The sequence below is a fragment of the Mycolicibacterium sp. XJ1819 genome (assembly GCF_053483675.1).
In genome coordinates this window covers 90,018-103,672 of the sequence record NZ_JBEFST010000003.1, presented here as the reverse complement: position 1 = coordinate 103,672, position 13,655 = coordinate 90,018, and the positions used below count along the sequence as shown (strand labels likewise).

Genomic DNA, 13,655 nt, shown 5'->3' with positions numbered 1-13,655 from the left:
CTGGCCGCGACGTCTGGAGGTAACCAAATTGGGCGGACTACAACCCTGGCACTGGGTCATCGTCATCGCCGTGTTCGTACTGCTCTTCGGCGCCAAGAAGCTCCCGGACGCGGCGCGCTCGCTCGGCAAGTCGATGCGAATCTTCAAGTCCGAGATCAAGGAGATGCAGGCCGACTCCAAGCAGGACACGCCCGCTACCCCCATCGCTTCGGAACGGGCCGACACCCCTGCGCCGCCACCTGCAACCGAGCAACGCTCGGACCAGCGACCGGCCTGATTGACGCGTCCACGTGACCGCGGCGTGACGCCGCGTTAGTAGGCACTGCGTGCAGACCCCCGCATTCCTGAAGAAACTCGATGTGCGACGGCGTCGCTCGAGGGTGAACCCCGACGGCACGATGTCGCTGGTCGAGCATCTGCAGGAACTGCGCAACCGGTTGTTGATCGCCGTGGCGGCGATCGTGCTGACGACGATCCTGGGGTTCCTCTGGTACAGCCACGGGGTGTTCGGGTTGCCCAGCCTCGGCGACTGGCTGCGCGGACCGTACTGCGAACTGCCGCCGTCGTCGCGCGCCGACATCACCGCCGACGGGGCCTGCCGGCTGCTGGCCACCTCGCCGTTCGACCAGTTCATGCTGCGCCTCAAGGTCGCGCTGACCGCCGGAATCGTGCTGGCGTGCCCGGTCTGGCTGTACCAGATGTGGGCGTTCATCACCCCGGGCCTCTACCGCAGGGAGCGGCGCTTCGGCATCGCGTTCGTCACCGTGGGCGCCGCACTGTTCATCGCCGGCGCGGTGCTGGCCTACCTGGTGCTCTCGACCGCATTGGGCTTCCTGCTGACGGTCGGCAGCGACGTGCAGGTGACCGCGCTGTCCGGTGACCAGTACTTCGGCTTCCTCATCAACCTGCTGCTGGTGTTCGGCTTCAGCTTCGAGTTCCCACTGTTGATCGTGATGCTCAACCTGGTCGGAATCCTCACCTACGAGCGGCTGAAGGCGTGGCGGCGGGGCCTGATCTTCGGCCTGTTCGTCTTCGCGGCGATCTTCACGCCGGGGTCGGACCCGTTCTCGATGTTGGCGTTGGCGTTGGCGCTGACGCTGCTGCTGGAGTTCGCGATCCAACTGGCCCGGTTGCACGACAAGCGCAAGGCCCGTCGCGAGGCGCAGCAGGAGATTCCCGACGACCAGGCGGCACCGATCGGACACCCCGATCAGATCGAGGAGCAGGACGTCGTGCCGTCCTCGGCGCGGCCGGTGGTCGATGACGACGCCACCTGACGGCCAGCTGGCGCTGTTCGCCGAGCAGCTGCCGTTCCGGCTGGATCCATTTCAGCAGCGGGCATGCGAGGCGCTCGAACGCGGGCACGGGGTGCTGGTCTGCGCGCCCACCGGTGCAGGGAAGACGGTGGTCGGCGAGTTCGCCGTGCATATGGCGCTGGCCTCGGGTGGAAAGTGCTTCTACACCACCCCGATCAAGGCGCTCAGCAATCAGAAGCACACCGACCTGGTGCAACGCTACGGCGCCGAGAAGATCGGTCTGCTCACCGGCGACCAGTCCATCAATGGTGATGCCGACGTGGTGGTGATGACCACCGAAGTGCTGCGCAACATGCTGTACGCGAATTCCTCGACGCTGCACGGTCTTTCCTACGTCGTCATGGACGAGGTGCACTTCCTCGCCGACCGGATGCGCGGCGCGGTGTGGGAGGAGGTGATTCTGCATCTGCCCGACAAGGTGCTGCTGGTGAGCCTGTCGGCCACCGTGAGCAACGCCGAGGAGTTCGGCGGCTGGATCCAGACCGTGCGCGGCGACACCACCGTCGTCGTCGACGAGCACCGCCCGGTCCCGCTGTGGCAGCACGTCCTGGTGGGCAAGCGGTTGTTCGACCTGTTCGACTATCGCGCGAAGCGTCGGGACGGTTCCGCGCGGGAGTTGACCGTCGACCAGGAGTTGACCCGCCACATCGCGCATCGCCGGGAGGCCGACCGGTTGACCGACTGGCAGCCCCGCGGCCGGGGCAGGCAGGGCCACCGCGGCCGCCCGACCATCTTCCGGCCGCCGAGTCGACCGGAGGTGATCGCCATCCTCGACCGCGAGGGGCTGCTGCCCGCGATCACGTTCATCTTCTCGCGCGCGGGCTGTGACGCCGCGGTCAAGCAGTGCCTGCGCTCACCGCTGCGATTGACCGATCAGGACGAGCGCCGACGCATCGCCGAGATCATCGACCGGCGCTGCGGCGACCTGCCCGAGGCCGACCTGATCGTGCTGGACTACCACGAGTGGCGCGAGGGGCTGCTGCGTGGCCTGGCGGCCCACCACGCGGGCATGCTGCCCGCGTTCCGCCACACCGTCGAGGAACTGTTCACCGCCGGGCTGGTGAAGGCCGTATTCGCCACCGAGACATTGGCGTTGGGCATCAACATGCCCGCCCGGACGGTGGTGCTGGAGCGGCTGGTGAAGTTCAACGGCGAGCAGCACGTGGCGCTGACACCGGGCGAGTACACGCAGTTGACGGGGCGTGCCGGGCGGCGCGGCATCGACGTGGAGGGCCACGCCGTGGTGTTGTGGACCCCCGACGTGGACCCCGCCGAGGTGGCGGGCCTGGCCTCCACCCGCACGTTCCCGCTGCGCAGTTCGTTTGCGCCGTCCTACAACATGACGATCAACCTGGTCGCGCAGATGAGCCCAGAGCAGGCACACCGGTTGCTGGAGAGTTCGTTCGCCCAGTACCAGGCCGACCGGTCGGTGGTCGGGTTGGTTCGCGGTATCGAGCGCGGGGAGCGCATGCTCGACGAGATCGCCGGCGAACTCGGCGGTCGAGACGCCCCCATTCTGGACTACGTCCGGCTGCGGTTGCAGATCTCCGAACGCGAACGGGCACAGTCGCGGGCGTCGCGGCTGCAGCGCCGCAGGGCCGCCAACGACGCGCTGACCGCGTTGCGCCGAGGCGACATCATCGCGATCACCCACGGCAGGCGCGGCGGTCTGGCGGTGGTGCTGGAGGCGGCGCGCGACAGCGACGATCCGCGCCCGCTGGTGCTGACCGAGGACCGGTGGGCGGGCCGGATCTCCTCGGCCGACTACCCGGGGGCCTCGCCGCCTTTGGGCTCGATGTCGCTGCCCAAGCGCGTCGAGCACCGCAACCCAAAGGCCCGCCGCGACCTCGCGTCGGCGCTGCGGTCGGCGGCGGCCAAACTCGACGTCCACTCGGCGAAACGCAAGCGCAGCGGCGCTCCGAAGGAACCCGACGTCGACCCCGAATTGGCTTCGCTGCGTGAGCAATTGCGCCGCCACCCGGCCCACCGGCTGCCCGACCGCGAGGAAAAAGCCCGGCTGGCCGAGCGGTTCCTGCGCATCGAGCGCGACAACGAGCAGATCCGCCGCAAGGTGTCGGCGGCCACCAACTCGCTGGCACGCACCTTCGACCGCATCGTGGTGCTGCTGACCGAACGCGGCTTCATCGACGACTCCGGCGAGGGCGATCCGACGGTCACCGACGACGGCCGGTTGTTGGCCCGCATCTACAGCGAAAGCGACCTGCTGGTCGCCGAGTCACTGCGCGCGGGCATCTGGGAGGGGCTACAGGCGGCCGAACTGGCCGCGGTGGTGTCGTCGGTGGTGTTCGAATCGCGCGGGGACACCCCGGTCCCGCCGGGCAGTGTCGACGCGCCGACCGGCAAGCTGCGCCGGGCGCTCAACCAGACCCGGCGGCTGTGGACCGAGTTGCGCGCCGACGAGCAGCGACACCGGCTCAGCGGAAGCCGGGAACCCGACGAGGGATTCGTCGCGGCCATCTATCGCTGGTCGACCACCGGCGATCTGACCACCGCGCTGGATGCCAGCGACGTGACGGGTTCTGGATCACTGCTGTCGGCAGGCGATTTCGTACGCTGGTGCCGCCAGGTGCTTGACCTGCTCGACCAGGTGCGTAACGCTGCCGAAGACCCGGCGTTACGGGCCGCCGCGAAACGTGCGATCGGCGACGTTCGACGCGGGGTCGTCGCTGTTGATGCCGGGTAGTGTGTTGCCAGCAGACTTTGACCATGACGCGGCACGGCCGTGGCGATCGAGGAGAGAGATGAGCGGACCGCAGGGATCTGATCCGACGCAGCCGTGGCCCGGTCAGCAGCCGGAGCCCGGGGCTGATCAGCCATCGGACCAGCCGTCGGCTGATCAGCCGTGGCAGCCGCCGACCACCGGCGGCGAGCCCACGCCGGCGGCGCCGGCCTGGCAGCAGCCGCCCGCCTATGACCCGCAGCAACAGCAGCAGTATCCGCAGCAGCCCTATCAGCAGCCGTATCAACAGCAGTATCCGACGGCCGAACACTACGGTCAGCAGCCCGCCGAGTACCCCCCGCAGGCGTATCCGCCGCCGGGTGCGTATGGACAGCCGGGCCAGCCGCCCTACGGCCAACCGGGCCAGCCCGGGCAGCCGGGCCAGCCGCCGTACGGACAGCCGTACGGGCAGCCGCCGGGTCAGTACGGGCAATATCCCGGCTACCCCCCGCAGGGCACCGAGGAGGGCTCCAAGCGCTCGTTGGCGGTGATCGGCGGGGTGATCGGCCTGCTGGCGGCGATCATCGTCGCGGTGGTGCTGGTTCTCGGCTTCTGGAAGCCCGGCTTCTTCGTGACCACCAAGCTCGACATCGACGCCGCCCAGGACGGCGTGCAGCAGATCCTGACCGACGAGGCCAACGGTTACGGCGCCAAGAACGTGCAGGACGTCAAGTGCAACGACGGGCAGAACCCGACGGTCGAGAAGGGCTCCACGTTCGACTGCGAGGTCAGCATCGACGGCACCAAACGCCAGGTGACGGTGACCTTCCAGGACGACAACGGCACCTATGAGGTCGGTCGGCCCAAGTAGCGGTCAGCCGGGCAGGCCGTCGAGCGCCTTCTGCAGCCTGCCGATCGACGACGTCACGCCGTACCGTTCGGCCAGTTCGGCCACCTTGCGCGGCTTTTCGGCGGCCAGCGGCAGGGTGTCGTCGGAGGTGGACCAGTCCACCTCGACATCGGTGGCGACCCGCACCACCGGGGCGGCCCTGTCGATGTAGTCGGTGGCCGCGAGCAGCTTCTTGCGGTAGGCCTTCGACATCTTCGACGTGGGGTCGTGGGCGGCGGTCAGCACCGCTTCCAGTGAGCCGTGCTGGGCCAGCAGCGTGGCCGCGGTCTTCTCGCCGACCCCCGGCACGCCGGGCAACCCGTCGGACGGGTCACCGCGCAGCAGCGCCAGTTCGGCGTAGGCCGGCCCTGCCCGATCCACCGGCACCCCGTAGGTTTCGGCCACCTCCTGCGGGCCCCACTTGGTGGCCTTGGCCAGGCCACGGCCCAGGTAGAGGACCCGAACCGGCACCGGTTCGTCGCGCACCAACTGCAGCAGGTCGCGATCCCCGCTGACCACCACCACCGGGTCGCGGGTCTCGCGGGCGGCCAGTGTGCCGAGCACGTCGTCGGCTTCGTAGCCCGCCGCGCCCGCCGTGGGGATGCCGAACGCGTCGAGGATCTCCATGATCATGTCGACCTGCGGGGTGAGGTCGTCGGGCACCTCCTCGATGTCGGGCTGCCCCTGCGGTTGTGGCTCCTCCACGCGATGTGCCTTGTACGACGGGATCAGGTCCACCCGCCACTGCGGGCGCCAGTCGTCGTCGCGGCACACCACCAGCCGCGTCGGGCGTTCGCGGGTGATCACCGTGGCGACGGCGTCGAGGAATCCGCGCAGCGCGTTGACGGGCCGCCCGTCGGGGGCCGTGATCGACGACGGCACACCGAAGTACGAGCGAAACCACATGCTGGCGCCGTCGAGCAGTAACAGGGGAGCGGCCACGGTCACTGACAGTAGCGTGCGACCACTAGCCTCGACGGTATGGCAGCGAGCCGATTCGACTCCGACGTGTATGCCCGGCGACTGCGGGCGGCCGCCGACGCCACCGCCGAGGCGGGGCTGGCCGGTCTGGTCATCTCGCCCGGTTACGACCTGCGCTACCTCGTCGGCTCACGCGCGCAGACCTTCGAACGGCTGACGGCGCTGGTGCTTTCGGCCGCCGGTGAGGCGGCGGTGGTGGTGCCGCGGCTCGAACTCGCCGCGCTGCGCGAATCCGCGGTGCCCGAACTCGGGGTGTCGGTGCGGGACTGGGTCGACGGCGAGGACCCGTACGCGATGGTCGCCGAGGCGCTGGGCGGGGCGCCGCGCAAAACGGCGGTCACCGACGCCATGCCGGCGCTGCACCTGCTGCCGCTGGCCGACGTGCTCGGCGAGGTGCCGGTGCTGGCCACCGACGTGCTGCGACGGTTGCGGATGATCAAGGACCCCGCCGAGATCGACGCGCTGCGCAAAGCGGGCGCCGCGATCGACCGGGTGCACGCCCGGGTTCCGCAGTTTCTGGTGCCCGGCCGCACCGAGGCCGACGTCGCCGCCGGTATCGCCGAAGCCATTGTCGCCGAAGGCCATTCCGATGTCGCTTTCATCATCGTCGGATCGGGCCCGAACGGCGCCGACCCGCATCACGAGTGCTCGGAGCGCGAACTACGCGACGGCGACATCGTCGTCGTGGACATCGGCGGCCCCTACGAACCCGGCTACCACTCGGACTCGACGCGCACCTACAGCATCGGCGAACCCGACCCAGAGGTGGCGCGACGCTACGCCGTGCTGCAGCGCGCCCAGCGGGCCGCGGTGGAGGCAGTGCGCCCCGGGGTGACCGCCGAGCAGGTCGACGCCATCGCGCGCGATCTGCTGGCCGCCGAGGGGTTGGCCGACGCGTTCGTGCACCGCACCGGCCACGGCATCGGGTTGTCGGTGCACGAGGAGCCCTACATCGTCGCCGGCAACGACCTGCCGCTCGAGGAGGGCATGGCGTTCTCCGTCGAGCCGGGCATCTACTTTCCCGGACAGTGGGGCGCCCGCATCGAGGACATCGTCATCGTCACCGCCGACGGCGCCCAGCCGGTCAACAACCGCCCCCACGACCTGATCGTGGTGACCTAGCCTCGCCCCACCTCACCCACCTCGCCCCACCTCACCCGGCGAGCAGACGCAAAGTACGCCATTTTCACGGCGTGTCGGCACAATTTGCGTCTGTTCGCCAAGAGATAACGCCCGCGAGCGGCGGGTCAGGGTCAGGCGTCGCCGCGGATGAGCAGGTCCGAGGAGCCGAGCACCCGCTCGACGCGCACCTCGATCACCACCCGCTTGGGGTTGGGCCGCGGGGTGCGGTAGCGCTGGGCGTAGCGCAGTTCGGCGTCACGCACCGCGTCGGGCTCGGAGTTGACGACGGACTTGCCTTCCAGCGACAGCCAGCGCGCGCCGTCGACCTGGCTGAGCACCGCGATGCCGCGGTGCTCAGCGTTGAGTGCCTTCTGCGAACCCCCGGAGGTGATCACCCGGGCGATGTGCGTAGCCGGGTCGAAGGTGAACCCGACGGCGACGACGTGCGGCGAGTTGTCCGAACGCAGCGTCGTCAACATCGCGAGATGGCGCTCGGTGAGGAACGCGATCGCGTCGTTGGTCAGCCGGGTCGTTGCCCGGCGGCTGGACTGGGCCATCCAGCCCAACCTAGCGCAGGTGATAATCACAGCCGTGAGGGACACGGAGGCGACCGGGCTTGTCGTGATCTTCGGCGGGCGAAGCGAGATCGGCATCGAGCTTGCGACGCGTCTGGCGCCGGGCGCGACCGTGGTGCTGGCCGCGCGCCGGGCCGACGAGCTGGCCGGCCAGGTCGCTGCGGTGCGGGCCGCGGGCGCCGCGGCCGTCCACACCCGCGAATTCGACGCCGACCTGCTGGAGTCTCACGAACCTCTGCTCGCGTCGATCGTCGCCGAGCACGGGCCGATCGGCACCGCAGTGCTGGCCTTCGGCATCCTCGGCGACCAGGCGCGCGCCGAGAAGGACCCGGCGCATACCGCCCAGATCCTGCACACCGACTTCGTCGCGCAGGCCGCGTTGCTCACCGCGCTGACCAACCTCATGCGGCAGGCCGACCGCGGCCGCATCGTGGTGTTCTCCTCGGTGGCGGGGGTGCGCGTGCGGCGCGCCAACTATGTCTACGGCTCGGCCAAGGCCGGCCTCGACGGGTTCTGCAGCGGCCTGGCCGACGCGTTGCACGGATCGGGGGTGTCGCTGCTGACGGTGCGGCCGGGGTTCGTGGTGGGCCGGATGACCGAGGGCATGGCCCCCGCACCGTTCTCCAGCACGCCTGCCCAGGTGGCCGCGGCCACAGCACGGGCGCTGGCCAAGGGCCGCCGCACGGTGTGGGTGCCCGCGATCCTGCGGCCGGTGTTCGCCGGTATGCGGTTGCTTCCGCAGTTCGTGTGGCGGAGGATGCCGCGATGATCACCGTCGTGGGCATCGGGGCCGACGGTATGGCGGGGCTGGCGCCCGCTTCTCGTTCCGAGCTGACAAGGGCCACAGTCATTTACGGCTCACCACGTCAGCTCGCCCTGCTCGACGACACGGTCACCGCCGTGCGGCGCGCCTGGCCGTCGCCGATGCTGCCCGCATTGCGCACCCTGTTCGACGATGCCGAGGGTGACGTGCACGTGGTGGCCAGCGGCGATCCGCTGCTGCACGGCATCGGCGGAACGCTGATGCGCCTATACGGTGCCGACCGCGTCGCCGTGCTGCCGCACGTGTCGTCGGTGACGTTGGCGTGTGCACGGCTCGGGTGGCCGGTGCAGGACACCGAGGTGATCAGCCTGGTCACCGCCGACGCCCACACCGCGGTGCGACGGGGCGGACAGGCGGTGGTGCTGTCTCGCGACGCGAACACCCCCGCGACGCTGGCCCGGCTACTGGCCGAAACCGGGCGGGGCGACTCGCAGTTCACGGTGTTCGAACAGCTCGGCGGACCGGCCGAACGCCGACGATCGGTCACCGCCGCGCAGTGGGCCGCGCGCCCACCCGGCGACGTCGACGCCCTCAACGTCGTGGCGGTGCGGTACCTGCCCGACGACCGGGTGTGCGCGGTGCTGCCCGACGACGCGCTGGCCCATGACGGTCAGCTCACCAAGCAGCCGATGCGGGCGGTGACGATGGCGGCGCTGGCTCCGCGGCCCGGTGAACTGCTGTGGGACGTGGGCGCCGGGTCGGGAAGCATCGCGATCGAATGGTGCCGCAGCGGTGCCGGTTGTCGCGCGGTGGCGTTCGAACGTGACGAGCAGCGCCGCAAGCGGATCGTCGACAACGCCGTGACCTTCGGCGCCGCGGTCGAGGTGCACGGTGACGCCCCGGACGAGTTCGACGGCCTCGCGGCGCCCGCGGCGGTCTTCGTCGGTGGCGGGCTCACTCGCCACGGTCTGATCGACGCCTGCTATCAGCACTTGGCCGCGGGTGGCCGGCTGGTGGCCAACGCGGTGACTGCGGAATCGGAAGCGGTTCTGATGCAGTGGTATTCGCGTCTCGGTGGCGAGCTGCGCCGCTATCAACACTACCGCGGCGAGCCGCTCGGCTCGTTCACCGGTTGGCGGCCTGCGATGCCGGTCAGCCAGTGGGCGGTGACCAAGCCGTGACCGTCTACTTCATCGGTGCGGGACCCGGCGCCGCCGACCTGATCACCGTGCGGGGTCAGCGTCTGTTGAGTCGCTGTCCGGTGTGTCTGTACGCCGGGTCCATCATGCCCGACGAACTGCTGGCGCTGTGCCCACCGGGAGCCCGGGTGATCGACACCGGGCCACTGACCCTGGACCAGATCGTCACCGAACTCGCCGACGCCAACGCCGCCGGCCACGACGTGGCGCGCCTGCACTCCGGTGACCCGTCGATCTACAGCGCGCTGGCCGAACAGTGCAGGCGCCTCGACGCTCTCGGTATCGAGTACGAGATCGTGCCCGGCGTACCGGCTTTCGCCGCGGCGGCCGCCGTGCTGGGTCGCGAGCTCACCGTTCCCGGTGTCGCGCAGAGCGTCACGCTGACCCGGGTGGCGACGCTGTCCACCGCGATGCCGCAGGGCGAGGACCTGAGGACCCTTTCGGCGCCCGGCGCCACGATGGTGCTGCACCTGGCGGCCGCCCAGGTCGACGCGATCGTCCCGGAGCTGCTGGCCGGGGGCTATCGTCCCGAAACCCCATGTGCCGTCGTCGCGTTCGCGAGCTGGCCCGAACAGCAGGTGCTGCGCTGCGAGCTGGCCGAGCTCGCCGAACAGGTGCGCGCCGCGGGGATCACCCGCACCGCCGTCATCGTGGTCGGGGAGGTGCTCGCCGCGGAGGGGTTCACCGACAGCTACCTGTACTCGTCAGGCCGGGTGCGGCGGGGACGGCACTGATGCGGATCCTGTTGCTGGGCGGGACATCCGAGGGGCGCGCGCTGGCGGCTCGGCTACATCCGGACGTCGAGGTGATCAGTTCGTTGGCCGGTCGCGTGCCCAACCCCGCGCTGCCGGTCGGACAGGTGCGTGTCGGCGGCTTCGGCGGGCCCGACGGGCTGCGGCGCTGGCTGCTGGACGCCGAGGTCGACGCCGTCGTCGACGCCACCCATCCGTTCGCCGCCACGATGACCGCGACCGCCGCGGCGGTGTGCGCCGAGTTGGGGTTGGCGCACCTCGTGTTGGCCCGGCCCGCCTGGCCGACCGGTGACGCCATTGTGGTCAGTTCCGATGCGCAGGCCGCGCAAGCCGTGGAAAACAGCGGCTATTCGCGGGTGTTTCTCACCACCGGCCGCTCGGGCAGCGCGGCGTTCGCCGGTGTCGACGCGTGGTTTCTCATCCGCACGGTCACCGCGCCCGATGCGGGCGATCTGCCCGCCCGCCACCGGCTGGTGCTCTCCCGCGGGCCGTATCACTACAACGACGAACTGCGGCTGCTGCGCGAGCACCGCATCGAGGCGCTGGTGACCAAGAACAGCGGTGGGTCGATGACCAGGGCCAAACTCGACGCCGCCGCCGCGCTCGATGTCGCGGTGGTCATGGTCGAGCGACCGCCGCTGCCCGCCGGTGTGCACACCGTCGGCACCGTCGACGCGGCCGTCGAGTGGGTCAGGTCGACTGATACTCGGCGATGAGTTCGAGGGTGTCCAGGTCGCGGATGGCCCGGCAGCCCCGGCTCAGCATCGCCAGCATCATCTCGTCGCCACGCTCGGTGGTCGCCGCGAACGCGGTTCCCAGTGCCACCAACAGCGGCGCCTGTACCACGCCGAGCCGGTAGTCGCGCCAGCACGCCTCCAGGTCGTAACCGTCGATGCCATAGCCCAGCAGCGCGCGGTGATAGCACGCGACGAGGTCGCGCTCGAGGTCGGCCCGGACGCCGGAGTCGAGGCTGGTCGCGGTGAAGTAGGCGAGATCGCGTGCGGGAAGGCCGATTCCGACGGTCTGCCAGTCCACCACGGTGATGCAGGTGCGGTCGGGGTCGAACAACATGTTGTCCAGCCGGTAGTCGCCATGCATCAACGCGTACCGGTTCGGCTCGGCCATCAACCACGGCGTCACCGACGCCATCGCCGCGACGAGGGTGTCCTGATCCGCTGCGCTGATGCGGTCGCCCAGCCGGTCGATCACGATGTCGGCGGCCATCTTCGACACGTCGCCGAGCCCGCGTGCCCCGTCGTCGTCACCCGGTTTCGGCATGGCGATCGCCGAGAGGCCCATCCACTCGGGCGCACACCAACTGGGGCCGTGCAGGCCCGCGAGGGCCTCGACCGCGAGGCGCGCCTCGGCCGGTGAGCAGCCCGCGATCTGGTCGCCCTGCACGGCGGGGGCCATATCGGCCAGCAGCAGCACGAAATCGGCGCCGTCGGCCGAGATGTCGCTGTAGAAGCAGGCGGGGACGGGCACGGCCATCTGGTCGGCGATGGCGTCGTAGAACTCCACCTCGGAGCGGTACCCGAGCGCGACGCGCTCACGGACGGCTTCGTCCTGGGAGGACAGCTTGAGCGCGAACGTGGTTGGCAGCTCGGCTTGTTGATCGGTGTAGGTCGCCGTCACCCGGTAGGTCGCGCCGGTCTGCCCGGTGCCGATCGGCACCACATCGGTGCCGTCGATGCCCACGCCCAGCGCCGCAGCCAGCCAGTCGGGCGTTACATCTTTGGGTCCGCGTGGAATGCCGGTCACGCGCCGAACATAACACCGCCAGTCGTCACGAGCGCTCACCCACGTACGGAACGGAGCACAGATTCCGTACCGGAATGAGCGCTCGCGGGGCGGCGATCAGAGCCGGGTGAGCCGCAGCCGCCAGGCCTCCGGTCCGCGTTCGACGTATTCGACCGCGACCCGGCCCGCCGTGCGGTCGTGCAGTTGGCGCAGCAGGGGCACCGGGTCGTGGGGCGCGATGAGCACCAGCGTGCCGCCGACCGGGACGGCGTCGAATGCGCCGAACACCGTCGCGTGGCGGATCGCGTGCGGCACTTCGCGCGCGTCGAGCACCGGTTCAGGGCCGTCGGATTCGCCGCAGCCGCACTGATGGCCCGCCTCGGCGTGCTGGTGGTCGCCCAACAGCTCGTGCATGCCGTGGGTGACCTCGGCCAGCGAGACGTCGCCGTCGGCGGCCACGATCGGCAGGATCCGCTCGTTCTCGTCGTCGAGGTGCGCCTCGAACAGCACACGCAGCGCGTGGGCCGCCGCCGCGGCGCGCACCGGTGACTTCTCCGAACGGACCCGCTCGACGAGGTCGCCGATGATGCGGTGCACGGCGATCATCGACTCGAGCAGCGGGCGCGCCCGTTCGGTGCGGGCGGCGGCGGGGTACAGGGCGGCTTCTTCGGCCGCGGCGTGCGGCATCAGCTCACCCGTGAGGAACTCGGCGGCCGCGGTGCGGGCGGCGGTGATGTCGGCGCCGCGTTCGGCGGCCGCCAGCATCGCATCGGTGAGGGCCTGGATGCGTCCGGCCAACTGGGCGTGATGGTCTTTGATCGTCTCGGCCGCCTCGGCGTCGGCCGGTGTGGACGCGACGATCACCTCGTTGAGTGTCATGGCCGGTTCCTTCCTCGAGTGTTCTGGTCCGACGCCCGCCAATTTACTACAATAAATTCCGTGGAAAATACCGCTCCGCCCCTCGGCCCCGCGCCCGCGGCTTCCGGCGCAGGTCAGGTGCCGCTATCCGGGCAGCGACTGCGGGTACTCGAGCACGTCCGCACCCACGCACCGGCCCGGACCCCCGACGCGGCCCGCGCACTGGGCCTGCACCAGAACACCGTCCGCGAACACCTCGACGCGCTGGTGGACCTCGGCCTGGTGGAGCGCACCACCGAGGCGGCGACCGGTCGGGGGCGACCGGCAGCGCTGTATCGACCGTCGGCCGCCGATCCGGCCGTTCCCGCGCGCGACTACGCGGGTCTGGCCACCGCACTGGCCGGCCACCTCGCCCGCAACAGCGCCGACCCGGAACGCGACGCCCGTGCCGCAGGCGCCGAGTGGGGACGCGAACTCGCCGACGGAGCGGCGGGCGTGGGCGGCGATCCACGACGGACTGTGCTCGACGTGTTGACCCGATTGGGTTTCGCCCCCGACGAGGACGACCCCGCGCGCGGGGTGGCGCTGCGACGGTGTCCGCTGCTCGACGCCGCGCGGCGCTACCCCAGCGTCGTCTGCCGCGTCCATCTCGGCATCGTCGAGGGTCTGCTCGAAAGCGTCGCCGCGCCCACCGGTCCGGGCCTGGACCTGATCGCCTTCGCCGAACCCGGCGCCTGCCGGCTGTTCCTGCCGGACCCGATCGTAAAAGGCGCGTGAAAG

Annotated in this window: 14 protein-coding genes; 10 read left to right on the top strand and 4 right to left on the bottom strand. The window is 70.3% G+C overall.

Features of this window, described 5'->3' with window-relative positions; translation table 11 throughout:
- The first annotated feature begins 28 nt into the window (after nucleotides 1–28).
- From tatA to ABQE89_RS04010, 4 genes are read left to right on the top strand one after another with little or no spacing between them, the layout of a single operon-like run.
- Nucleotides 29–277: a Sec-independent protein translocase subunit TatA gene (gene tatA, locus ABQE89_RS04025; RefSeq protein WP_448414385.1), complete on the top strand. Its 249-nt coding sequence runs from the start codon at nucleotides 29–31 to the stop codon at nucleotides 275–277.
- Nucleotides 278–326: 49 nt separating this feature from the next.
- Nucleotides 327–1,277, top strand: coding sequence for a twin-arginine translocase subunit TatC (gene tatC / locus ABQE89_RS04020; protein ID WP_448414384.1), 951 nt, complete (start codon nucleotides 327–329; stop codon nucleotides 1,275–1,277).
- Nucleotides 1,261–4,020: a DEAD/DEAH box helicase gene (locus ABQE89_RS04015; protein WP_448414382.1), complete on the top strand. Its 2,760-nt coding sequence runs from the start codon at nucleotides 1,261–1,263 to the stop codon at nucleotides 4,018–4,020. The genes tatC and ABQE89_RS04015 overlap by 17 nt, the downstream gene beginning before the upstream one ends.
- A 58-nt stretch (nucleotides 4,021–4,078) precedes the next feature.
- Entirely contained in the window at nucleotides 4,079–4,867 is a 789-nt protein-coding gene (locus tag ABQE89_RS04010) for a DUF4333 domain-containing protein (RefSeq protein WP_448414381.1), read from the top strand.
- Nucleotides 4,868–4,870: 3 nt separating this feature from the next.
- Here ABQE89_RS04010 and ABQE89_RS04005 read toward each other — a convergent pair whose 3' ends face one another.
- The gene (locus tag ABQE89_RS04005) at nucleotides 4,871–5,827 is read right to left on the bottom strand and encodes a 5'-3' exonuclease (protein ID WP_448414379.1); all 957 of its coding nucleotides are present in this window, start codon (nucleotides 5,825–5,827) and stop codon (nucleotides 4,871–4,873) included.
- Between the two features lie 39 nt (nucleotides 5,828–5,866).
- On the opposite strand from ABQE89_RS04005, the gene ABQE89_RS04000 reads away from it, so the two are divergent.
- Nucleotides 5,867–6,988: a M24 family metallopeptidase gene (locus ABQE89_RS04000; protein ID WP_448414377.1), complete on the top strand. Its 1,122-nt coding sequence runs from the start codon at nucleotides 5,867–5,869 to the stop codon at nucleotides 6,986–6,988.
- Nucleotides 6,989–7,119: 131 nt separating this feature from the next.
- Here the strand turns inward: ABQE89_RS04000 and ABQE89_RS03995 are convergent, their stop codons facing one another.
- A complete protein-coding gene (locus ABQE89_RS03995) occupies nucleotides 7,120–7,545 on the bottom strand; it encodes a F420-dependent biliverdin reductase (RefSeq protein WP_448414375.1) in 426 nt (141 codons plus the stop codon).
- Between the two features lie 34 nt (nucleotides 7,546–7,579).
- Here ABQE89_RS03995 and ABQE89_RS03990 point away from each other — a divergent pair, with 34 nt between their 5' ends.
- From ABQE89_RS03990 to ABQE89_RS03975, 4 genes are read left to right on the top strand one after another with little or no spacing between them, the layout of a single operon-like run.
- Entirely contained in the window at nucleotides 7,580–8,332 is a 753-nt protein-coding gene (locus ABQE89_RS03990) for an SDR family NAD(P)-dependent oxidoreductase (RefSeq protein ID WP_448414373.1), read from the top strand.
- A complete protein-coding gene (gene cbiE / locus ABQE89_RS03985) occupies nucleotides 8,329–9,507 on the top strand; it encodes a precorrin-6y C5,15-methyltransferase (decarboxylating) subunit CbiE (RefSeq protein ID WP_448414371.1) in 1,179 nt (392 codons plus the stop codon). The genes ABQE89_RS03990 and cbiE overlap by 4 nt, the downstream gene beginning before the upstream one ends.
- Complete coding sequence (gene cobM, locus ABQE89_RS03980) at nucleotides 9,504–10,259, top strand: precorrin-4 C(11)-methyltransferase (protein WP_448414369.1); 756 nt, start codon at nucleotides 9,504–9,506, stop codon at nucleotides 10,257–10,259. The genes cbiE and cobM overlap by 4 nt, the downstream gene beginning before the upstream one ends.
- Complete coding sequence (locus ABQE89_RS03975) at nucleotides 10,259–10,993, top strand: cobalt-precorrin-6A reductase (RefSeq protein WP_448414367.1); 735 nt, start codon at nucleotides 10,259–10,261, stop codon at nucleotides 10,991–10,993. The genes cobM and ABQE89_RS03975 overlap by 1 nt, the downstream gene beginning before the upstream one ends.
- On the opposite strand, the gene ABQE89_RS03970 is transcribed toward ABQE89_RS03975, so the two are convergent.
- Both ABQE89_RS03970 and ABQE89_RS03965 read right to left on the bottom strand, forming a co-directional pair.
- The gene (locus ABQE89_RS03970) at nucleotides 10,968–12,038 is read right to left on the bottom strand and encodes a phosphotransferase family protein (protein WP_448414365.1); all 1,071 of its coding nucleotides are present in this window, start codon (nucleotides 12,036–12,038) and stop codon (nucleotides 10,968–10,970) included. The genes ABQE89_RS03975 and ABQE89_RS03970 overlap by 26 nt on opposite strands.
- Before the next feature lie 96 nt (nucleotides 12,039–12,134).
- Complete coding sequence (locus ABQE89_RS03965; protein WP_448414363.1) at nucleotides 12,135–12,896, bottom strand: DUF2249 domain-containing protein; 762 nt, start codon at nucleotides 12,894–12,896, stop codon at nucleotides 12,135–12,137.
- A 60-nt stretch (nucleotides 12,897–12,956) separates the two neighbouring features.
- Between ABQE89_RS03965 and ABQE89_RS03960 the strand changes: the two genes are divergently transcribed.
- A complete protein-coding gene (locus tag ABQE89_RS03960; protein WP_448414361.1) occupies nucleotides 12,957–13,652 on the top strand; it encodes a helix-turn-helix transcriptional regulator in 696 nt (231 codons plus the stop codon).
- The last annotated feature ends 3 nt before the right edge of the window (nucleotides 13,653–13,655 follow it).